This is a genomic window from Dyadobacter bucti, assembly GCF_005869225.1.
Classification (GTDB): Bacteria; Bacteroidota; Bacteroidia; order Cytophagales; family Spirosomataceae; genus Dyadobacter; species Dyadobacter bucti.
This window is the reverse complement of sequence record NZ_SWFP01000013.1, coordinates 127,591-149,537: the sequence shown is the minus strand read 5'-3', so window position 1 is coordinate 149,537 and position 21,947 is coordinate 127,591. Positions and strand designations below refer to the sequence as shown.

Sequence of the window (21,947 nt, the reverse complement as noted above, 5' to 3'; positions counted from 1 at the left end):
AATTTCAATTAAATCAAACAGCGGGAAGGGATGATTCCAATCACTCCTTCTCCCGCTTCATCATATACGCAAACAAGTCCCTTATTTTCTGATCGTCAAGCCCTTCCAGTAGCCTTTCGGGCATAATTGAGGTTTTCTGCGGCGTCATTTCTTTGATTTGCTCCACACTGAGGGAAATGGATTCTTCTCCAAACGGCTTGATGGTGACAGACCTGTTGTTCTGGTCAGTGACGTTACCGTCAATGGTCCGGCCGTCATTCGTGATGATATGAAAATTGACATAACCTTCTCTGATATAAGCATTGGGGTCCGCAATGTTGAGCAACAGTTCTTTATGGTTACCGCGTTCGTAGCCGGTGAGGTCAGGGCCTATGGTTCCTCCCTCGTCAAACAGCTTGTGGCAGCTTCCGCAAAGATTTGTAAAAACGATTTTCCCCTGCGCACTCGTCCCTTTTCCGGCAGACAAAGCCTTTTCAGCCCGTGCGATCTGATTATTGATTTCGGAAGAAGACGAAAATTTCACCTTTGGCCAAAGCCTTTCCACATCTGCCTGGATATTCTTGTCGTCGAGCAGCATCATACGCCGTACCAGCTGGTCGGGCACATCTTCTTTGTGGATTTTCTTGGTTTGCACTATGTCTCCGAGCAACTGGCGTGTCCAGGAAGCCCGGCTGGTGAACAAAGACAATGCCGCCACCCGTACGTCGGGATCTGCGCGAAGGCCATCGGGATAAGCTCCCAGGATTTTCTCCCCTATTTCCGGCTGGTCGTAGCGTTGCAGCGCCTGCAGGCCTGCCTGGCGAATTGCACCGGAGGATTTGCCGTTCAACACGGTCGCAAGTAGTACCGGAACCGAAGCCGACTGGTTGAGCTCACCCAATATGCGGATGTAGCCAATGCGCAGCGAGATATTTTCATTAGGATCTGCAATGACCTTGAAAGCTTTATCCAGTGCCTCCTGTTTGCCCTGCCGCAGGTCGAGCGCCAGTGCTCGCCCAGCCGCTTCGGTCTGATAGGGCTTTGCAGCCGCCAGCAGACTGGCTGGCAGATCGGTAATTTTCCTGCCTCTCAGTCCTTCTTCCAGGCCCGCCATCAGCAAGCCGCCTGCTTCTTTGGATGGCGCTATTTTCAGCAATTCTGTGCAGGCCTCAAAATCGGCAGGATCGCCAGCCATTACATATCGCTGCATGGTGCGTTTGAGCAAAGCTTCTTTGACGATTTTTTGTTCCCATACCTTTTTGTCTCGGAATAAATCCACAACAGCCTTGCGGTCGGAGCCTGCTTTTGCCTCAATAGCCCACCATGTGAGCAACGGCATATCCGGGTCTGCCGAGTCGTCGTGATGGATGATCAGGTTTCGGATCACGGGCATTGCGTCAGCTGCCGGAAGTCGTTTGGCGGTGCACACCAGCTGGCTGCGTACCTCCGCGTGTGGTTCTATAGATGCCAGTTGCGCCAAACCATTTGAAACAGCGGGAGAAACTTTTTTCCCGTCGCCGGAAAGCTTGACCGCCCAGAGACGCACATAGGGATCCTGATGTTTCAGGCTCGTAAGTAACAGATCGTCGGTAAGGCCGCCGCTTAAATGTATGGCCCAAAGCGCTTCCAGGGCCGTCTGGGCATCGCCGGATTGCAGTAAGGGTAATAATATTGAAACAGCCGAGCGGTCTTTGCGGTCCCCGAATTGTCTCAGTGCCTGCTGACGGTACCACTTGTTTGGATTGGATAAAAGAGCAGCCAGCTGGTTGTTTGAGTATTTCGAAAGATCAAATTTCGGAACAGAAACCGGAGCATTCTTGCCCTGGATTTTATAAATACGGCCGGAAGCTTTGTCCCAGGTATCCCTCGGGTCTACATGTGATAAACGGCTGTCGTACCAGTCCGAAATATACACAGCACCGTCCGGGCCCGCTTTGATCGCCACCGGACGAAACCAGTTATCATCTGTTTCTAGTATTTTCTCCCGATCCAGATTGGAAAAAGTAGAGCCATCCGATACAAAATCAGACATCTGAACATAGCGTTGCAGTGGGTTCAGGGCAATCATTTTTTCGTTGTACCTGGACGGCAATGCCGCGCCCTCATATTTGATCAATGCATGCGTAAACCGCTTATGCTCACCGGTCAATACCATATTTTCCAGGTTGCCGAATACATAGGGATTGGTATGCGGGCCATGTTTGCCCAGGGCTTTGGGATAGTAGGCACCCTGCTTGAAATTCGGGCCGCGGTCGTCGTTGTTATTTCCTGAATAAACTCGCCCTTTGCTGTCCATTTCGACATTGAACGTATTTCCACCGCCTTCTGCATATATCTCAAAAACCTGGCTTTCGGGATGGTATCTCCAGATCGCCTGCCCCTGAAAAGCGACATTTTTGGAAACAGCGGAACTGATGTTGGCCGTGGTTGTACTTCCCTGGCCGCCGTAAAGCCAGCCATCCGGCCCCCAGCACAGGCTATTGGCCACCGCGTGCGTATCCTGCAGACCAAATCCTTCCAGATGTACGCTGGGTTTGCCATCAGGTTTTCCGTCGCCGTCCGGATCGGGATAAGCCAGCAGATATGGCGGGCTCAGCACCCATATTTTACCACGGCCCAACGCGACACTGGTGGCAATGTTCAGTCCGGAAATAACGTCGGTAGATTTATCATAACGCCCGTCACCATCGGTATCTTCAAACATCGTGATTTTGTCAGCCCCCTTCACGCCAACAGGCGGAGGAAGCGGCACCTTATCAAAATTGAGCCGGATATGATTGTCAACTCCGGTAATTTTCAGGCCTTTGGGAAACGGGTATTGATTGTACTGGACCACCCACAAACGTCCCCGGTGATCAAAACTGATATCCACAGGCTGCGTGATCTGCGGCTCGGACAGTACAAGTTCAAGCCGAAGGTCGTCGGGATAACGGAAATGCCCGACCGACTTTTCAGCTGGCGTTGGGGAAGTGCCGTCTGTAAGTGCCCCTCTTCCCTGGAAAGCCTTAAGATAACCGGCTACCTCTTCGTTGACCGCGAGGTCTTCCAGAGGTGTTTTACTGTTTTTCTGGCCTTCCGGTTTCAGGCAACCATACAGAGCGGCACAAAGAACAAGCGCCACAGACAGGTATTGATATACTTTTTTCACTGTAATAGAGATCTTTATACGATATAAGGCTGGTTGGTTTGAAATTTAATCCTCTATAACATTTTCAGTATCTCCAGAACTTTTCCTTCGTACTGTTTCTGCCACTCGGGGGCCAGTATCGTCTCACAGTCCTCCTGCCCTACCCCGCTGTTGTTCAGCTGGCCGGCTGTGGGTGCATAATATAAATATCCGTTCGTATAGCCCGCTACAAAGGTGTTTGGATGGGGCGATATTTGTTTGATGTTCAGGCCGATCTGAACCGTCAGCTCGCCCGGATAAGTTACCAGTGCAAAGTCGCCGATTTTCAGGCCGACGATTTCAGCATTTACCGTGGTACGTCCTGCTGAGGCAGCCTGGTGTTTGGTCATCAGTGAAAGGTTTTCATTGATCCGGGTCAATTCTTCCATGATGTAAATGTTTTTGCGGTAGGCATCCACTTCCTGCCGGTTGACAGAATCCAGCCGGACCCAGTCATTTTTGCCCAGACTTTCATCACGCAGATAGGCCTGCATGTGATAAGATGGGTGGGCAGGTGAGTAATTATGTTTGATCAGGGCAGGCAGAAAGCTTTTGAAATTCATATTGGTCCCTCTGAGGTCACCCACCAGTTTGAGTTGATAATCTTTAAGCCGTTTGATCCGTTCTTCGAAGTTCACCCTCGGGAAATCCACCTTTTCATTGATAATTTTGATTTTACCCGAAGGCTGTTCTTTAATATTTTTGAGCGCACGCATGGTACTCAATCCCAGCATATTGCCCAGCTTTTCAGCGTCCGGAGGCGTTTCCGGGTTTTTGTATGCCACCGGATTGATGTCACCTCCGCATCCCTGAAGGAAAAGAGCGAGTGCACCCTCGTTCAGGTTTTCCTCTATCACTTTGGAAGCGAACCCGATGATATCAGCGGTATTGCCTCCATTGGGCACGCCCTGAATGGGATGTACAGCAAAGTTATAGATCACAGCCAGTGTTTTTCCGTTTTTCCGGTTCAGACGTAATATCCCGATCTGCGGATCCACAGGCCCTATCTCAGCCACCTGCTCGTCCGGCGGCATGGCATAAGCCCGGCGCATATCCGCCTGCATGCCGTTTTTCAGTTTGAACCTCCGGTTTTCCATGATCCGGTCTTCATGCCCCACCGCCATTCCAACGGTAACGGGCACCAGTAACCTGGCTGCTTCTTTCACGGCATCGATCGTCAGCTGGGCCACATCGGCGCGTACCTTTCCATGACAATGACTTGAATTGATGAGCACATTGGCAGGCTGGATGTTCATTTGGGTTTGTATGGCAGTCCGTACCTCCGCAAGGTATTCGTTTTTGACTGAGCCGATTTCTGCGATGGCAACGACGTCCAGTGTAATAATGGCCATGCGTGTGGTGCCGTCATCCAGCACCAGGGCTTTCACAAACAGCGGGTCATTTACCAGTCCGGCGCTTCTGTCGGTGATGTCAATTTTGGCTACGCCTGCCTTTATCTGTGCTGTTACCCGGTGCGTGGCCAAACAGCAGATTACAGGAAGGACCGAGAAACATATCAGGATTTTGAGTTTTTGATATTGGGAAACAAAATGGTTTTTCATGCAGGAAAATCGGCAGGTTCAGGTTGAAAATCAGGAGATAACAAAAATGTAATATTTGGAATCAATAATCAGGATTCTGAATCAATTTTTCATTTTTATTCAATTCATCTCTCATGATCGGAAAGAAATAGGCTTTGTTGAGCCAGGCCCGTTCTTCGAGTACTTCATGGAAAATAGTGGGGACAGCCGACGTTGTCTTGTCCGGTTTTAGTTTGTAGGTCACATTGGCTTTGTAAAATTTACCATAGCCTTCCGGCCCGATCACCCACCTGCGCACATCGAAAAAGCGGTGGTCTTCATACATCAGCTCAATCCTCCGTTCATTGCGGTAGCGTGCGCGCAGTGCGGCCCCGATTTCAGTTACACCAGGCAACCCTGCACGCGTCCTGACCATATTGATATACCTGCGGGCCTCTGCGTCCTCACCCAGTTCAATGCATGCCTCCGCGTAGTTCAGCAGGATTTCGGCATACCTGAAATACCTCCACGAAACCGCCTGCCATTGTCCCTGATCATAAGTTGGCAAAACGGACTCATCAACCATCTTCCGGCACAAGTACAGGGTTTGCCCGCTGTTCCAGGGATTGAAAGGACTGTTGCGGCTGTCGAGTCCCGGAACGATTTCGACGGTACCAGTCGCGGCATTCCATTTTTCCGAATAACCGACATTCACCAATCCAACCGGATCGAGACCAATTGAAAATGCTGGACGTTTCTGCCATCTGGCGCCCTCATAAAGGATATTGGCATACAGGCGCGGCTCCCGGTTCTGGTAGGGTGCGGATGCGTGCTGCGGATTGGTCCAGCTGAACTTTGTCCCGTCTTTCATTTCAAAAGCATCAACCAGATTGGCGGAGGGTGCATTATTCCCCTCAGAGTCGTAACCGTTAGGGCCGTTCATCATAGCCAGGTTCTGATCGCCTCCGGTTGTATTGGGTGTTTCAAAGCGGACCCAGATATCCTCTTCGGTTTGTTTTTTGATAAAAACATCAACATAATTCTGAACAATGTTATCCGCGGGGCCCGGTGTTGCCTTATACAGATTGTACAGGTTCATGTCAATAACCGCCTTCGCTGCATTTTTGGCGGCTGTCCAGCGGTCTGTCCGGGCACCCTGGGTGTAGCCAAGTAATTCCGGGTGAGCGTAGCCGCCGAAAACGGTAGTATTGTGCAAATCGCTGGCTGCGTACAACAGCGTCCGGGCTTTCAGGGCAAGGGCCGCGCCTTTGGTAGCACGGCCATTGTTCAGACCGGTCTGCACATCGGGCAGCGCGGATGCGGCGGCGTCACAATCGTCCACTATAAATTTCACCACTTCTTCATAACTGTTTCTCGGTGCTTTCAGGTCGTCGGTGAGCTGGTAGGATTTTGAAATAATGGGCACGCCTCCATACAAACTCGCCAGCCGGTGGTATAACCAGGCCCTTAAAAAACGGACTTCACCTATATACGAATCCTTTTCGAAATCCGCCTTCTGTATCTCGTCAAGAAACAGGTTACACCTTCTGATATTCTGGTAAAGACTTCCCCATTCTTCGTGCGCCCAGCTTGGGATCACGTCGGCCGTCAGCTGACTGCGGTTAAACGCCAGTGCGCCCGAATCATCCCTCCGGTGGCCTTCGTCGCTATACACGGCTTTCATGCGCTTCTGCAGGTTTTTGTGAAAATTCAGATAAATACCATTGATATAAGCCTGCGCGAGATCAGGATCGGTGAATACATCGGAGGAAGATATTTCATCCAGCGGCTTGGTTTCGAGAAAATCCGTATTGCAGGAGCTCAGTACCAGCATGGCCAGACAGGTTATGGTCAGGATTTTGTTTAGCTTCTTCATGATATCGTTATTTGAAGGATAGTCTCAGGCCGCAATTGTATACTTTGTTCAATGGGTAGCTGTTCCCTATGGTTTCCGGATCAAAACTTTTCGATTTTGAAAGGGTGATCAGATTCAGTCCCGTTACATAAATCGTCAGCTGGCTCATGCCCAGTTTGTCGGTGACAAGGGCGGGAAAATTGTAACCGAGCTGGAAGTTTTTAAGGCGCATGAAATTGTTGTTGATCAGCCAGTAGGTATTGTTGATACCTGAACTCCAGTATTCTCCGTTCCCGTTCCAGGTCCTGGGTTTCTTTGCATCGGGATTTTCCGGGGTCCATCTGCCGTCGGCGTACTCTGCCAGAAAATTCCCGACTTTACCCGACTCGATCACTGCATTCCGCACAGCTCCGGCAGAGCCATGTATAAAAACAGAGGCATAAAAATTCTTGTATTCCAGGTCTACCGACAACCCGCCGGTCAATGTGGGAATATCTGTCTTTTTGGATCGCACACGGTCCTGACCGTCGATGGCACCATCCTTATTGACATCCTCAAATCGGATGTCCCCTGCCCCCGCACCGTCCCAGTGCGGATAGGCATCCACGGCTCCCTGGTCCCTGAAAATACCTATGGCGTTATAGTACAGTCCGGCGTTCATCGGCTGACCGGTAGACCGCTGGTACTCAGGCACGCCCGGTGTCTCGTCCCAGAACTTGATCTTGTTCTTCGCAGACGCACCATTTAACCCGATCGAATAGTTGAGATTTCCCACATTGTCGTGGTATTCAGCCTGAAACTCAAAACCCTGATTGCTTACTTTTCCAATGTTTTCAGCGGGCAGGGTGAGACCGGAAGATATTGGCACCGATGCATTCCGGAACCAGAGTATATTCGTGCGGAGGTTGTGAAAATAGTCGGCGGAAAAAGTCAGTTTGTTTTTAAATGCCTGAACGTCAATCCCCACATTGGATTGTTCCGCCACCTCCCAGGTAACATTAGGATTAGCGATCCGGAGTTCGTTAAGGGCCTTTACTTCTACTTCCTCGTCCAGTACATAAGGCGTGGAACTGAACCCATAACTGGAGAGGTACTGGAACGGTGCAATACGGTCATTACCGGTTTTACCCCATGAACCGCGTATTTTTAAACTACTTATGGCATTGATGTTGTCCTTCCAGAACCCTTCTTCGGAGATTTTCCACCCGGCAGAGACGCCGGGGAAAAAGCCAAATCTGCCTTTTTCAGGAAATATGTAGGAACCGTCATTCCGCCAGACAAATTCGACCAGATATTTTTCCCTGAAATCATAATTGACACGCCCGAAATAGTTAAGCCGGGCTGAATGGGAAGCTGAGCCACCGTTGTTCCTTTGCTGCTCAGACCCCGCAAACAGCTGGTCTACTGCCGTGGAAATAAACCCTCTTCGAAAAGCCGAAAAATTCATCGCATCGCCTGTGATCCGTTCCGAGCCGGCCATGATCTTGAAAGTATGCTGCTCCTTCAGGCTGAACTGATAGTTAAGCAGCGCATTTAAAAGTACCCGCTGGGTCTCAACCGTCGACTGCGTCAGCTGCGGATCAGTGGAAGGTCCAAACTTCGCACCTGTTACCACAGGCTCATTGGCAGCATTCAGAGTCTTTTTATCCCAGCTATACAGATCGAATGGTTTGATCCAGCGTTTCTGATAGTTGATACCCTTATCGACCGAAGCATTGGCAACCAGCGAGAGGCCCTTTACTCCGGGTATGTCCACGATTAACTTAACATTACTTAAAAAACTGTAATTTTTGCCTTTGTCATAGCCTGGCAGATTGGTCCCCATCACTACCGGATTCAACCCGTTTATAAATCCCGAGTTGGGTAGCTGCCCGGAAAACCAGGCCAGCTCGGTAGGCCTGCCCCCGCTCCCGGCCCCGCCAGTAATAAGGCTCGAAAAGATCTGATTGGTGGTGTAAACCGGAAAGTCCCGGTTCTCCTGCCGGCCCACAAGGTCCAGGCTAAGCTGAATATGCTTGGAGATCTTTGCATCAATATTACTTCGGATATCAGCCTGCGAATATTTGGTCGCGCTGTTTTTGTAAATCCCGTCCTGGAAATTATAACCGGCAGAAATAAAATACTTCATCACTTTGGTACCGCCTTTCAAAGCAATGTTCGACTGGTTCTGGAGGGATGTTGGTTTAAATACCTCGCCGAACCAGTCCGTGTTGGGATAAAGCCATGGATCGGAGCCATCCCGGTACTTCTGAATAGCGTCCGCGGAAAAGGTCGGATCATTATGTCTGTAAGCGTCGATTTCATTGATCATTGTGGCATAGGTAGCGGCATCTGCCATTTCGGGTATCCGCGTTGGCTTGCTCCAGCCCTGATTGAAGTTGACGGTAAGTTCGGGAACACCGGTGGTGCCGCGCTTGGTGGTGATCAGGATTACGCCGTTGGCGGCTTGCGCCCCATAAATTGCAGCAGACGCGTCTTTCAGGATGGTGATGTTTTCAATGTCTGCGGGGTTAAGCCGGTTGATGTCCCGGTTTTGAATTCCGTCCACTACAATGAGCGGAGAGTTGTCGCCCAGGGTATTTGATCCCCTGATCCTTAGCATGGCATTATCCCTGCCTGGCTCACCCGAGGAAGACACAACGGTTAGTCCCGGCATCCTTCCTCCGAGGGAACCCGACAGGTTGAGAGATGGTGCCGCGGTCAGTGGTTTGCCGTTCATAGAGCTGATCGCGCCGGTGACGGTCGCCTTTTTTTGTGCGCCATAACCCACAACCACCAGCTCATCCAGTGACCTCGTGTCGGCAGCCAGCGACAGATCGATTACTTTGCGCCCGCCGGTTTCAATTTCCTGGCTCACATAGCCGACGAAGGAAAATACCAGTACTGTTTTGTCTTCGGGCACATCCAGATTATATATTCCCTCGGCATCTGTAATCGTACCTTGCTGTAAACCCTTGATGATGATGCTGACACCAGCAAGCGGCTCGCCGTTTTCATCCGTGACCTTACCCCTAACGATTACCAATAAACGCTGAGCGGCCGGAGCGGTATTTTCCGGTACCAGCGCCATCCCTGCATGGCCGACTGGCGGTGCCGGTTTGTTAACCTTGTTCTGGTCAATGATCTCCTGCAAAACCTGGATCATCTTTTCCAGTGACTTCATCCCCTTTTCATCATCCTGATAAATGATCACATACTTCATATCCAGGATTTTGTATCTGAGGCTGGTGTTTTTCAGAACACTGTTCAGGGCGTCATTTAAATTGTTATAGCGCTCAGGGTCATAGCCTTTTTTGATCCGGATGTTCTCGACCATTTCGCGGTCGTAGGTAAAATGGACGTGGTATCGCTGGTTCATGTCCCGGATAATTTTCAAAAGGCTTTCTTCCTGTAAGGCTGCATCGGCGCGGGCGGGCGCTGCTGCATAAAGCAGCAGTACTCCCCACAGCAGGAATTTTAGATATTTATTCATAATTAATAAAAGGGTTTAGGATAAGAAGCTGTATGGTTTTAAATTCTTTTAACTAATCCAAAGGCGGCGGGTTTTTCCAAAAAACGACCTCACTTTACCACGATGCTGTCCTTCGTCTCGGTAAATTCAACATGAAGCGATATTTCCAGGGCTTTCCGGATCAGGTCCCAATTGGAGTAAGGAAGTGACAGATCCATGCGCCTGGTCAGCAGGCTTTTGTTCTCGATCTTGAATTTTTTCCCATAGAGTTCCTCAAAGTGGTTCAGAATATCTCCCAGCGGCTTATTCTGAAATTCCAGCATTCCCTCCACCCAGGATGCACTTTGAGACATTGTAGAAGTTTGCTCGACGACAAGCACCTTCCTGGTGGTGTTATAGTGGACCGAATTGCCTGGTTTCATCGTAACCGAACGGTTTCCGGTTTCATCGATTTCCAGGTTCACCTTGCCCGATTCCAGGTAGACATCCGTTAATCCCCTCCGGTTGCGGACGTTGAAAACAGTGCCGAGCACTTCAACATTGACATTGCCCGACCTGACGACAAATCCCATTCCCCGTGTTTTCTTTACTTCAAAAAATGCTTCTCCTTCCAGTTTTGCCGTCCTTTTTCCGTGCTTTTCCCAATCGCTGTCCCATTCGAGCCTGCTGTTGGCGTTGAGCAGGACGGTGCTGCTGTCCGGCAGCACCAGTTTTTTGGTCTCTCCGTACAGGGTCTGGTAAGCGATCGTTTCAGGTGCCGGTTTGATCCTGGGCCAAAAGAAATAGGCCGATGTGACCAGCGCGACGGAGGCGGCGATCATCCATGAAAGCCGGATCAGTCTGGCAGAATTTCGCAGGGGCTGATGTTGTGCTTTAATCATCCGCAGGATTTCCCCCGACTCCTGCCAATCCTTTTCCGCTGCCTGGTTGAGCACATTTTCATGGCCCGGTTCGCCTATTAACCGCAGGAACTCCTCATATTCTTCGGATGACAGATCATCGTTGCGGTATTGCTCCAGCAATTGACCTAGTCGCTGTTCTATGTTACTCACAATTTTTCGCTTTAGGTGTTTGACTTTTGTTTTTGCACTTTACATTGGTCCATGTTACTTCCACACCTGCTGGTTTTAAACACTAGACGCACAAGCACGATTTGAGGACTAGTACAATCGGATATTTTTTCTTATTGCAATGGTTTATATTTTTTCATATCTTGGGTTCGCACTTTTTTATTTGGTAAATGTTTGGGTCTGCACAGAATAAATTCTAAATATCTGTGTGATGGAAACTTTTTATATTGAATACAGAGAATTCCTCTATCGCTTTTTCATAACGCATGTAAAAATTCCTGCTTTGGCAGAAGATTTTGCCCAGGATGTTTTTATCAAATTCTGGCAAAAAAAAGATCAGACCGATTTGGTGGAAAATATGGATGCCTGGCTGTATACCCTGGCCAAAAATCACCTTATGGATCATTACCGGAAACTTGCCACCGAGAAAAAGTACCAGGATATGGTGTGGGAGGAAATGGAACGTCACTCCGACAACCTGATCCAGGATATTTACAAACAGGAACTGGAAGATAAAATAGCCGTATTGCTCAAAAAACTCCCTCCGCGCCAGAAAGAGATATACGACCTCAGCCGGGAAAAAGGGATGTCCCTCGAGGAAATTGCGGAAGTATTGAATATTTCACCCAATACCGCAAAAAACCACCTGGTCCAGGCGCTGAAAGTTTTAAGAACCGGGCTTAAAACGGCCACCAGCTATTGTTTCACGATTTTTTGTTAAATGTGCGCCGGGATGGAATTCATTGGAGAGAGAGGATACTGCATGTAAAAGCGCGGACTATCTTTTCAGAATCCCTTTTTCAACACTCTCATTCAACAGCTGTTCCGCGTATTCCCAGATCGTGGCCGAACCGTGCGCGATCGCGTATTTTTTTGCATACACTTTATCATAATTCACCCCAAACTCATTCCAGGTACCACCGTTGTTTGACGTATTCTGGAGCAATGGTTCGAGGCGATCCATAGCCCTGGCGAACTTCGCATCGCTGGTTTGCTGCTCCTCAAACTCCTCCCAAAGTGTCAGCAGCTCCTCAGCCTGGTCGCCTGGCAGTATGCCAAATATCCGTTTCGCGGCTTCCCTTTCTTCCTCAGTATTATCGTGGCTTTTTTGGGCATCGTAGATGAAAGTATCACCCGCGTCAATTTCGACGATGTCGTGAATCAGGAGCATTTTCACTACCCTAAGCATGTCGATGGGCGCGTTGGCGTGTTCGGCCAGCACAATGGCCATCACCGACAGGTGCCAGCTATGCTCCGCGTCATTCTCATTCCGGTCGCTATTGATGAGCTTGGTTTTACGCAAGATGTATTTCAGCTTGTCAATTTCCTTTATAAATTCAATTTGCTTTTTTAGTTTTTCAAGATTCATATCCTGTTTTTTCAATGTCCTGTTCGCTGATCTGATATACCCAAAATTATCAAATTCCAGGAATAATGCGGCTATTGATCCCCTCTTATCAGGACCGCCTTTGTCGAATATCTTGCTGCCTATGTACCGCAATACAAACTGTATGAACGATGCCGCTTGAAAGGTAACCCGCCTCAGCTTTGAACCAGCCGCTCACTCAATTCCCAAAGCTTCTTACCCAGTCCCTTATCCCCAGCCGCCGCAGAAGTCCTGCGCGGCTTTGAGTTCACGAAATATTTCCCGGATACTCCTTCAACCTCAGGAGACGCAGCCAGATAAACACTGGTAGCAGCTCCCTGAGCGGCCGTCCTGAAAAGCGGGCGGAAGAATTTCATAAAAAACGCTGAGGCACCCGTTCCGTCGCCGGCAAAGTTACTGGCAACCGTGCCCGGATGAGCACAGTTCGAAGTAATTCCAAATGGCTGCAAACGGTCGGCCAATTCGTTAGAGAACAGAATATTGGCAAGCTTGGACCTGCCGTAAACGACCAGATCATGATACCAGGAGGGGTTTACCAATTTATTGATATCAAAAAAAGCAAAGAAATGCGCGGCCGAGGAAACATGGATGATCCGGGCTTTGTCTCCGGCTTTGAGCAGGTCTATCAGGCCGGTTATAAGTACAAACGGGCCGATGTGATTGGTAGCAAATGTCAGTTCGATACTGTCCTCAGAAAACTGTTTGTTTTGAACAATAACCCCCGCATTGCTGATCAGCACATCAATTTTAGCATACCGGGCCTTTATGACCTCCACAGCGTGTTTTACGGATGAAATGCTAGAGAGATCGCATAGAACAAAATCGGTTTTGGCGCGGTCGCCGATGACTTTTTGCAGTTCCCGCACCTTAGTTTCGTTCCGTGCAACCAATATAAGGTCGAACCGTTTTTTCGATAATTCAATGGCCGTAACATAGCCAATCCCGGACGTCGGGCCTGTAATGAGAGCAATCCTGTTATTCATTGATAATTACCGGATCCCGGCTATTTTGAACTAATGTTTTAAAATCCTGAACAGGGTCGGGGACAAGGTGCAATTTTGGGCTACGATAATCCTGAACATATCAGGATCGGAATAGCCGTTAGCCTAGAATAAAATCGCGCCGGTAGCGATTGCCAAGCTTATTCGCGGGCCGCATTTTTCTTTGGATATTCGCGATCCACCGAAGCCCCCGCGTCGCCTTGCTGCTTCATCCAGTTCCGGAGTTTCGACTCGTAAGCCTGAACCACTTTTTGGTATCTTTTGTCCTCAGCGATGTTTCTGAGTTCGTAAGGGTCGTTTTGTATGTCGTAAAATTCCACGGCAGGCCTGGTTGTGATCCGGTCGACGAGCTTCTTCGCTTCGGGCGAGGTTTCTGCCCTGGTCACCCATGTATTCCAATAGCTGTCTTTTTTTTCGGGATTCATCATATATTTGATGTAGTACGGCTGATCCGGCAAAAGGTTCAGTACCAGCTTGTAACGCAAATCACGGACAGACCTCATCGGATATGGCGTTCCCTCCGGAATATTATTGTAAATCCCGAAAGCCTCGCTTCTGTGCGTTTTGCCGGTTCCTTTCAGTACGTTTAAAAAGCTCCGTCCGTCCAGCCCGTCTACCGGCTTGCCACCGGCTATATCAACCAATGTCGGGGTGATATCTTCGTACTGCACAATGGCATCTGTTGTTGAACCGGCCTTCACCTGACCCGGCCACTTCACGATCATCGAGCTTTTCAATCCGTTGTCGTACAGGGTCCATTTTCCTCCCGGAAACTGGGGGCCCTGCTCCCCGAGAAATATGAAGATGGTATTTTTATCCTGCCCCGTTTCCTTTAATAATGCCTTGATGTCCCCAACCTGATTATCCAATCGCCTGATCTCGGCCAGGTACCTGCAATATTGTATCCTTACGTCTTCGGTATCCACCATGTGCGGGGGCAAGATTACCTTTTGAGGATCAAATTCTGCCGGATCGCCGGATACCCAGGGGACATGCGGATTGATACTCATAATAAAAAGACAAAACGGACCTGCGTCCTTTCGGGTGATGTAGGTCCTGATATCATTGAGCTCATAGTCATCATTTGGCGAAACACAATCGGGCTGAAAGCCTTTGATAAACTCAAACGGAAACACTGATTCTGGCTTGGTGCTGTGATTTTTCCCGGTCAAAGCAACAGAATAGTTTTGTGCCCTGAGATACTGGCAAACGCTTTTCAAGCCGGAATCGTAAACGGCTTTATGATTCTGAAAAGATCCATGCCGCATCGGATAAAGCCCGGTAAACAGCGATGCCCGGGTAGGAACGCAGATCGCCTCGGAGCATATCATCTGCTCAAACTTCATTCCTTCCGATGCCAGCGCATCTATATTTTTCGTCTTCAGGTTTTTGCCGCCATAGCAGCTCAGTTCCCTGCTGTCCAGGTCGTCGGCCATGACGATGACAATGTTAGGCCTGGAATCAGCGCCCGGAAGTTGTTCCGCAGGTGCTGAACCTGATCTTTTTGTGAATGACAGTGCGAGTGCGACTACTGCTACACCAGCAAGACTCCGGATATACTGCGATTTTGTGCCCATGATATCAAATGTATCCATTTTCAAAACACTAATTTCTGTAATCAGCAAATAGCCTGACCGTTGTTGCCAAAGGTTGTCGCGAATTGCTCCCTTACTGCTTGTTCTGTAATTTCACTAATATTCAAAAGTAATGATAAAATATACTTAATCGATAGATTACAGATTAATTCAACTCAGATCATCCGCTCGAAATCGGGGAAAGTCCGGAGGGCGTTTAGTTATTGATGCAGTACAACCCTGACGGATTTGAAGCAGGATAAAATCTATTCTTTCCCGAAAAAATCAAACCCGGCCGATTGCATTCAGAATGTAATGGGTTATTATTGCAGATATCTCCATTGATTTTCAAATGTCAGACAGTAAAAACGAGATTTCGGATTTATGCATCAGTTGCGGAATGTGCTGTGATGGTACATTGTTTGACAAGGCATTTGTCCGGGACGAAGCTGACCGAAAAATTGCCGATGACCTGGGAATGGAAACTTTTGAGAGTAACGGTAAATTATCCTTTCGACAGCCCTGCCATCTCTTTTCATCGTGCTGCACTGTATACTCAGTCGCACGTCCCCACACATGCTCAGCTTTTTTCTGTCCCCCTGTTAAAAGATTCAGAAGCGGGGAACAGACCTTCCCGGACACTGAGCAACAAATTGAAACGCTACGGCAGCATCGCGATAAACTGCTGAAAATAGCGTCGCAGTTTCCGGAACTCAGGGATTTGAATATCAGGGAACTAACGAATAAACTCAATGAGTATGGGGAAGACACCGAGAAGATAAGCAAATACCGCATGCTCTTTCTTATCCTTTTCATTTTCAAGGATATACAAACGAAATACTTCAAGCCTGCTCCAAAGGATACGCTGATTATCTGAGTGATCGTCAAAAACTTCCCACCTGCATGTTAAATATTCTATTCCGTTCTGAGTGATTTAACAGGGTTCAGCATTGCAACCTTGAGGCTCTGTAATCCGATCGTGAATAAGGCGATCAGCGCAGTGATGCCACCGGCTAGTACAAATACCCACCACTGAATAGTTGTACGGTAGGCAAATTCATCGAGCCAGTTCTGCATGGCATACCACGCAATGGGGGATGCAATTACTACGGCTACCAGTACCAGCTTTAGGAAATCTTTCGAGAAAAGAGTAACTAAACTTACAACAGACGCCCCCAACACTTTCCTGATACCAATCTCTTTGGTGCGTTGCTCTGCCATGAACATCGACAGACCGAATAAACCCAGACATGAAATCAGAATCGCAATACTTGCAAAAATACTGAATAGGGCCTGCTGCGTTTGCTCGCGGGCATATAGCTTATCGAAACGTTCGTCCAGGAACTGATATTCGAATGGCCGGCCGGGGAAAAAGCGCTTCAATACCGTCTCAACCTTGCTTACAGCATCTGGTATATCTCCTTTCAGTTGTATGGAAAGCCAATTGAGGTTGTGGGTATTAAGCACCATTGCAATGGCCGACATCTGCTGGTGCAGCGATTCGAAATGAAAATCCTGCGTAACCCCTATGATCTGCCCTTTGGACTGCCCATAATGAAATGTTTTTCCTATCGCCAGCTCGGGTGTCCAACCCAGTAACCTGACAGCCCTTTCATTCAGCACGACCATATTTGTGTCTGTCGAATAATTACGCGAAAAATTGCGCCCGGCAGCCATCTTAATCTGGTAGGCAGGAATGAAATCGTAGTCGATCTGTAACGACCTCAGATTAATATTGACCGGGGCCATCTTATCGCCTTTCATCGCTACGGCTTCCTGAGAATCAAGCAGCCTTCCGGAGGGGATCCGGGAGGAGCGGCCTAAGTTATTTACCGCGCCAGTCTGAATAAGTTGATGTTTCAGTGTTTCATAGTTCGTTTTCTGATCCCCGGCATCGCTGGCAATCAGCACCTGCTCTTTGGAATAGCCCAGTCTGTAATTCTGAATATATCTCATTTGACTGTATGCGATGGCTGTACTGATGATAAGCACAATAGCAATGGTGAACTGCGTGATCACCAGAATCTTCCGTAGTTTACCGCTCTTGATTGTAGAAGCGATCTCGCCCTTCAGCATATTCATAGGCCGGAAGGAAGTCAGAAAAAAAGCAGGATAACTACCTGAAACAAGACCAGTCAGAATGGTCACCACAAGCAGTATGATCAGAAAAAAAGGTTCGAACAAGTTTTGCGTCGACAGTTGCTTTTGCGTAAAGTCGTTCAGTGCGGGCAGGGAAAAAACAACCAGAAATAGCGCAATCCCCAATGCGAAAACCACAAGCAAAAACGATTCGCTCAAAAATTGACTGATAAGCTGCGTACGTTCGGCCCCCACAGCTTTACGCATGCCAACTTCTTTGGCACGGCCTGCAAACCGAGCCGTCGCCAGGTTCATGTAATTGATACATGCTATGAATAGAATGAACAGGCCGATTGCCGAGAAAAGGATAATATAGCGAATGTCGCTGGTGGGTTCGACCTCGGAATCAGTGTGCGAATGCAGATGGATGTCAGTTAGTTTCTGAAGGTTCAGCACCGACCAGGCTGAGGGTTTTTCGGTGGGTATATTTTTGTCCTGAAAGGCCGGAAAAGCAGCTTCCATGCGTTTCGGGTCCGCACCTGGTTTGAGAAGAAGATAAGTATTGAAGTTGTTTGAAACCCAGTTGTTGTTCAGCTGCTCGGCGCCATAGGCCCGCTCATCGGACAATGTACTGAACGAAACCAGGAAGCTGGGGTGGAAATGTGCCTGAATGGGCAGTGGTTCAAAAACGCCTGTAACGACCATATCAAATTGATCTTCCATACGGACCATCTTGCCAACCGGATTCTCCTTTCCGAAATATTTCTCAGCCATCGGACGCGAAAACATCACTGAGAAAGGATTGACCAATGCCTGATCCGGGTTACCGTTTAAGACATCAATGTCAAAAACCTTGAACAGATTGGGTTCAGCAAAGTACATGTTTTCATCATGGAGAACTTTGTCGCCATACCGGAACAAAGCATCATTTCCGGCCGTGCGTACCACCTCTTCCGTTTCCGGGAAGTCCTGTTTGATCGAGGGGCCGAAAGGTGCGGCCAGCTGGGCCAGTTTCAACGTAGCCACGCCTTCGGAAGAAAGGAAGGTCCGCGTCACCCGGTAGATCCGGTCAGCCTTAGTGTTATAGCGGTCGAAGCTGAGTTCATCATTTACATATAGCGCCAGCAGCAGGAAACAAGCCATCCCGACGGCAACGCCTGTGATATTGATAAAACTGAAAACTTTGTATTTCTGAAAGTTACGAAAGGCAATCAGCAGGTAGTTGCGCAACATAGTCGTTTCCATTTTGTTTTTCGTCTCATTACCAAATGCATGCTCACAAGTAAGATTTTAAATATCAGTAAGATATATCACAACTATCTGAGAAAAACGTTCGCAAACGGACATCGGTGTACATTTGCGAACGGGTTCCTGCGCCAAACAGGACAATGCAGGGTGTTCATTTAATACAAAAGCCCAGTATCATTATTTCGTTTTCACGTCATAGGGAACATAGCCCTGCCATTTCCAGGGCACACATGTATCTCCGGCAATGGTCTCCAGAAGCCCTTGAAAAATTTGCTCCCCGTTTTCACTGTTGGCCATAATGATGATCGAAATGCCTTTTTCTATGAAATTGATATTGTAATTTCTCCACGGGCCACCATTCCCCTCTTTGAAGAAAGCTTTACCATACTGGCATTCCAGAAGCCCCCAGCCCAGCCCGTAAGATAAATGTATCGCATCGTTTTCAGTTGTGGTTTCTTCGGTGATTGGCGGAAATTGCGTTTTCGAATGTATGGCGATCTGGGGCGATAACATTTCCTCGTAGCTTTTTCCGCTGATCCCTTTTTGCTGCATTACATTTTCTATAAACTTTGCATAGTCGGCAATGGTGGTCACCAAAGAACCACCTGAAACAGGCACGGTCCGTTTCCTTTTGAAGTCTATGCCGCCGTCATTCATGTGCCCTACGGCTACGTTATCATCTCCGAACGACTCATGCCATATATAGCCGGTCCTTGTCATATTCAGTGGACGGAATATGATTTCCTGAGCGAGTTGATCGGTATTTTTTTGGGTAATTTCTTCAATCGCCAGCTGTAAAAGCTTGAACCCTTCACCCGAGTAGGCATATTTTGTTCCCGGCGTAAAGTAAGTTTTAATAACGCCCAGGGAATCAAATGCCGGGGACTGTCCGGTGGGGTCGAACCATCTTACATTGGGCAGCCCCGTGGTGTGACTTAAACACATGCGACCGGTGATCATTTTCCATCTTTCGTCGTTTTTCAGGTCAGAAAAATATTTGTATTCGGAGATCGGCTTTTTCAGGTACTTATGCAAAGGCGTATCCAGGTCGATCACTTTTTCCTCCACCAGCTTCATCACCAGATATCCAAACACAGCTTTACTGAACGATGCTCCGTATACTATGGTAGCGGTGTCCAGCATTGTGTTTTGCGGTTTGTTTTTAAAGCCGTAAGATTTAATGAATACGGTTTTGTTATTGTTCAATATGGCCAGGTCCAAACCCTGCACACCGGCTTTGTCCATCACCATTGCTACGGTTCTGTCAATTTCAGCGGCTGAAATCGTACTTCCATCCAGTTTCATGACATCTTTTGTTTGTCCGGATCTGGACTTACCCCGGTCGTTATCCGTGGCCGACTTCACTTTATCTGCTTTGCTTTTGGTTCTTTTATCCGATGTAAATGAGGTAAGGGACAAGGCAAGCGCCAATGCGCAGAGAAATGCTGGGATACTTGAAATTTTCATGGCTAATAGTATTTAAAAGTTGAGTTAGGCAAATGCATTACTGATCAATAAATAGAAAAGGATATGCCAGATTCACCCGGACACGGAGAGGACTTTATGTGCGAGTATGTTCAATTATTTGATTTACAGTTGATTATAATCTTAATTACGGAGTTTAAAACCCGGCTCTGCGGATCTGACCTGTTCACTACCGAACAATTCCCCCCAAAACTGAACGATTATGAGATTTGACGCAGCCGGGCAATTCCATTTAATGTCTCAGGAAAAACTTTGGTTAGAAAAGTGCGCGAAAAGTTGGATTAGACGTCGTGGCGGGAATATATTCGTCCAGTTTTTAACAATCATTTCCGAATAGCATGCGTACCTGGAAGAGAATTCCGTTTGGAATTTTTTTTATTTTATACCTAATCTCAACAGCCTCAGCCCAAAACAAAGTTGATCTCACCAACCCTCTCTATGCGGCGCGCCTGAAAACATCGAAGGATACATCATGGCGTAAAATCGAATTCGGGGCGAATCTTAACCAGGGCTCTTTCAGCTCGAACTGGACCGGCGGCGGGGTCAATTCCGTGGCGCTGGGTGTATTCTTTAACGCCTTAAGCGAAAATAAGAAAGGCAAGGATTCCTGGCGCAACGATTTTCAGTCACAATATGGTATCGTTCGCAACAAAGGCCAGCAGAGCCGCAAGAACGCCGACCGCATTTTCTTCGATACCAAGTATAACCGTGAGCTTTCTCCGAAATGGAGCTTTTTTGCCAATCTCAACTTCCTTTCGCAGTTCGGCGCAGGTTACGAGTACTCTTCGAGCTCGGATACAATTGAAGTCAAAAAGAAAGTTTCAGGGCTCTTCTCCCCTGCCTACGTGACCGAGGCGATTGGTATCGAATACCGGCCGGCCCCGTATTTCTTCGTCGACGTTGCCCCGGGAGCGCTCCGCCAGACTATTGTCTTAGACAGGGACCTGTATGTGAATACGCCCGATCAGAAGAACTACGGTGTTCCCATTGGAAAACGGGTACGGACAGAAGCCGCGTTGATCCAGCTCGTCGCCAACTTTGATAAGGATGTGGCAAAGGGGTTCAACCTTAAATTCAGATATCTGATGTTCTCCAGTTTTGAGCATCCTATGGAGATAGATAACCGTCTGGACGCGCAACTGACTGCGAAATTCAACAAATACGTCAATGTGAATCTGGGTGCCATTGTGGTTTACGACAAAGACCAGAGCAACAGCATCCAGTTTGCCCAGGCCATGAGTATCGGGTTCCTTTTTGCTTTTTGAGAAGTGAAACCGGATTAATGATATCCAGATGCTATTTTAAAATAACATCCGTGATTTTGACCCGGAAAAGCCCGTTGGTAAATCTCGCCGCAGTCGGCATGCTGTTTCTCAGCGGCAGCAGCGAATGCTCCGTATCCTGACTGAAAGTAATGGCGAAACGACCTTCCACGATACCTGAGGCTTTGTCAAATTTCGTGATCCTGACCCAGCCCGGTTTTAATCCACGATAAACGTAACGGTTGTAAAGTCCGCCTGAATTGCCAATGTAGGACAGGCAGGCGTACTCATGTTTTAATTTTCTGCGTTTGTCAAGTTTGGAAATAGCAGTACGGCCCTTCTTCAATGGAATGTTGTAAATCACCAAGCTTTGTGTCCTGGTGCATTCAGGATCCAGGCAGCCATTACTGGTGTTCGGATTGGGACCGCTCCCCATAGCGGGATAATCGATATCCGTAAAGACGAGAAGATTGAACGCACGCACATCTTCAATTTTCTGATCCGGTTCTTTGATACGTAACACCTTGCCGGTACCATACCAGACAGAGTCGTTCAGCACACTTGTCACGTTAAAAGTACTTTTCTCCGGTAAAGAAGGCTGCCTGGCACAACCTGTACAAGCGATAAGAAAGATTACACAACCATAAAACGCTCTCATAACATTTCTTTTTATTATGAAAGCAAAAAAGCAAGCGAAAACTAATCAATTAGTTTTCTCGCGTTATCTGAATATGGAAAATCGCTTGTCCGAAAATATGAACTGCGCGTTCGAAAGTGAACATCAGTTGCAGGAAAAATCAGCCTTTCTGTCCATTCTCTGCATGGCACCATATTTTTCTGGCAAATAACCGTGATATCCATTCGCAGTAA

The 21,947-nt window shown here is 48.1% G+C and carries 14 protein-coding genes; 3 read left to right on the top strand and 11 right to left on the bottom strand.

The features are described 5' to 3' along the window. Positions 1-40: 40 nt before the first annotated feature. The 5 genes from FBF61_RS30810 to FBF61_RS30790 form a co-directional block, all read right to left on the bottom strand. The gene (locus FBF61_RS30810) at positions 41-3,127 is read right to left on the bottom strand and encodes a PVC-type heme-binding CxxCH protein (RefSeq protein ID WP_138484819.1); all 3,087 of its coding nucleotides are present in this window, start codon (positions 3,125-3,127) and stop codon (positions 41-43) included. Between the two features lie 53 nt (positions 3,128-3,180). Continuing rightward, the gene (locus FBF61_RS30805) at positions 3,181-4,707 is read right to left on the bottom strand and encodes a hypothetical protein (RefSeq protein WP_205748337.1); all 1,527 of its coding nucleotides are present in this window, start codon (positions 4,705-4,707) and stop codon (positions 3,181-3,183) included. A gap of 61 nt (positions 4,708-4,768) precedes the next feature. After that, the gene (locus FBF61_RS30800; RefSeq protein ID WP_205748336.1) at positions 4,769-6,541 is read right to left on the bottom strand and encodes a RagB/SusD family nutrient uptake outer membrane protein; all 1,773 of its coding nucleotides are present in this window, start codon (positions 6,539-6,541) and stop codon (positions 4,769-4,771) included. Between the two features lie 7 nt (positions 6,542-6,548). After that, a complete protein-coding gene (locus FBF61_RS30795) occupies positions 6,549-9,992 on the bottom strand; it encodes a SusC/RagA family TonB-linked outer membrane protein (RefSeq protein WP_205748335.1) in 3,444 nt (1,147 codons plus the stop codon). A gap of 89 nt (positions 9,993-10,081) precedes the next feature. Then, a complete protein-coding gene (locus FBF61_RS30790) occupies positions 10,082-11,023 on the bottom strand; it encodes a FecR family protein (RefSeq protein ID WP_138484816.1) in 942 nt (313 codons plus the stop codon). Positions 11,024-11,252: 229 nt separating this feature from the next. Here FBF61_RS30790 and FBF61_RS30785 point away from each other — a divergent pair, with 229 nt between their 5' ends. Further along, complete coding sequence (locus tag FBF61_RS30785) at positions 11,253-11,762, top strand: RNA polymerase sigma factor (RefSeq protein WP_138484814.1); 510 nt, start codon at positions 11,253-11,255, stop codon at positions 11,760-11,762. 57 nt (positions 11,763-11,819) lie between these two features. Here the strand turns inward: FBF61_RS30785 and FBF61_RS30780 are convergent, their stop codons facing one another. From FBF61_RS30780 to FBF61_RS30770, 3 genes are all read right to left on the bottom strand, one after another. Continuing rightward, positions 11,820-12,410: an HD domain-containing protein gene (locus FBF61_RS30780; protein ID WP_138484812.1), complete on the bottom strand. Its 591-nt coding sequence runs from the start codon at positions 12,408-12,410 to the stop codon at positions 11,820-11,822. Between the two features lie 173 nt (positions 12,411-12,583). Next, positions 12,584-13,411 carry an SDR family oxidoreductase gene (locus tag FBF61_RS30775; protein ID WP_138484809.1) on the bottom strand — a complete coding sequence of 276 codons (828 nt, stop codon included), beginning with the start codon at positions 13,409-13,411 and terminating at the stop codon, positions 12,584-12,586. 158 nt (positions 13,412-13,569) lie between these two features. Beyond that, entirely contained in the window at positions 13,570-15,024 is a 1,455-nt protein-coding gene (locus tag FBF61_RS30770; protein WP_229215306.1) for a sulfatase family protein, read from the bottom strand. A gap of 331 nt (positions 15,025-15,355) precedes the next feature. On the opposite strand from FBF61_RS30770, the gene FBF61_RS30765 reads away from it, so the two are divergent. Next, positions 15,356-15,880 carry a hypothetical protein gene (locus FBF61_RS30765; RefSeq protein ID WP_138484807.1) on the top strand — a complete coding sequence of 175 codons (525 nt, stop codon included), beginning with the start codon at positions 15,356-15,358 and terminating at the stop codon, positions 15,878-15,880. A gap of 38 nt (positions 15,881-15,918) precedes the next feature. Here FBF61_RS30765 and FBF61_RS30760 read toward each other — a convergent pair whose 3' ends face one another. Beyond that, on the bottom strand, positions 15,919-18,315 hold the full coding sequence (locus FBF61_RS30760; RefSeq protein ID WP_138484843.1) for an ABC transporter permease: 2,397 nt from the start codon (positions 18,313-18,315) through the stop codon (positions 15,919-15,921). Positions 18,316-18,507: 192 nt separating this feature from the next. After that, positions 18,508-19,797 carry a serine hydrolase domain-containing protein gene (locus tag FBF61_RS30755; protein ID WP_205748334.1) on the bottom strand — a complete coding sequence of 430 codons (1,290 nt, stop codon included), beginning with the start codon at positions 19,795-19,797 and terminating at the stop codon, positions 18,508-18,510. A 356-nt stretch (positions 19,798-20,153) separates the two neighbouring features. On the opposite strand from FBF61_RS30755, the gene FBF61_RS30750 reads away from it, so the two are divergent. Next, the gene (locus tag FBF61_RS30750; RefSeq protein ID WP_138484805.1) at positions 20,154-21,080 is read left to right on the top strand and encodes a DUF3078 domain-containing protein; all 927 of its coding nucleotides are present in this window, start codon (positions 20,154-20,156) and stop codon (positions 21,078-21,080) included. Positions 21,081-21,111: 31 nt separating this feature from the next. On the opposite strand, the gene FBF61_RS30745 is transcribed toward FBF61_RS30750, so the two are convergent. Further along, on the bottom strand, positions 21,112-21,735 hold the full coding sequence (locus FBF61_RS30745) for a hypothetical protein (protein WP_138484803.1): 624 nt from the start codon (positions 21,733-21,735) through the stop codon (positions 21,112-21,114). Positions 21,736-21,947: the final 212 nt, after the last annotated feature.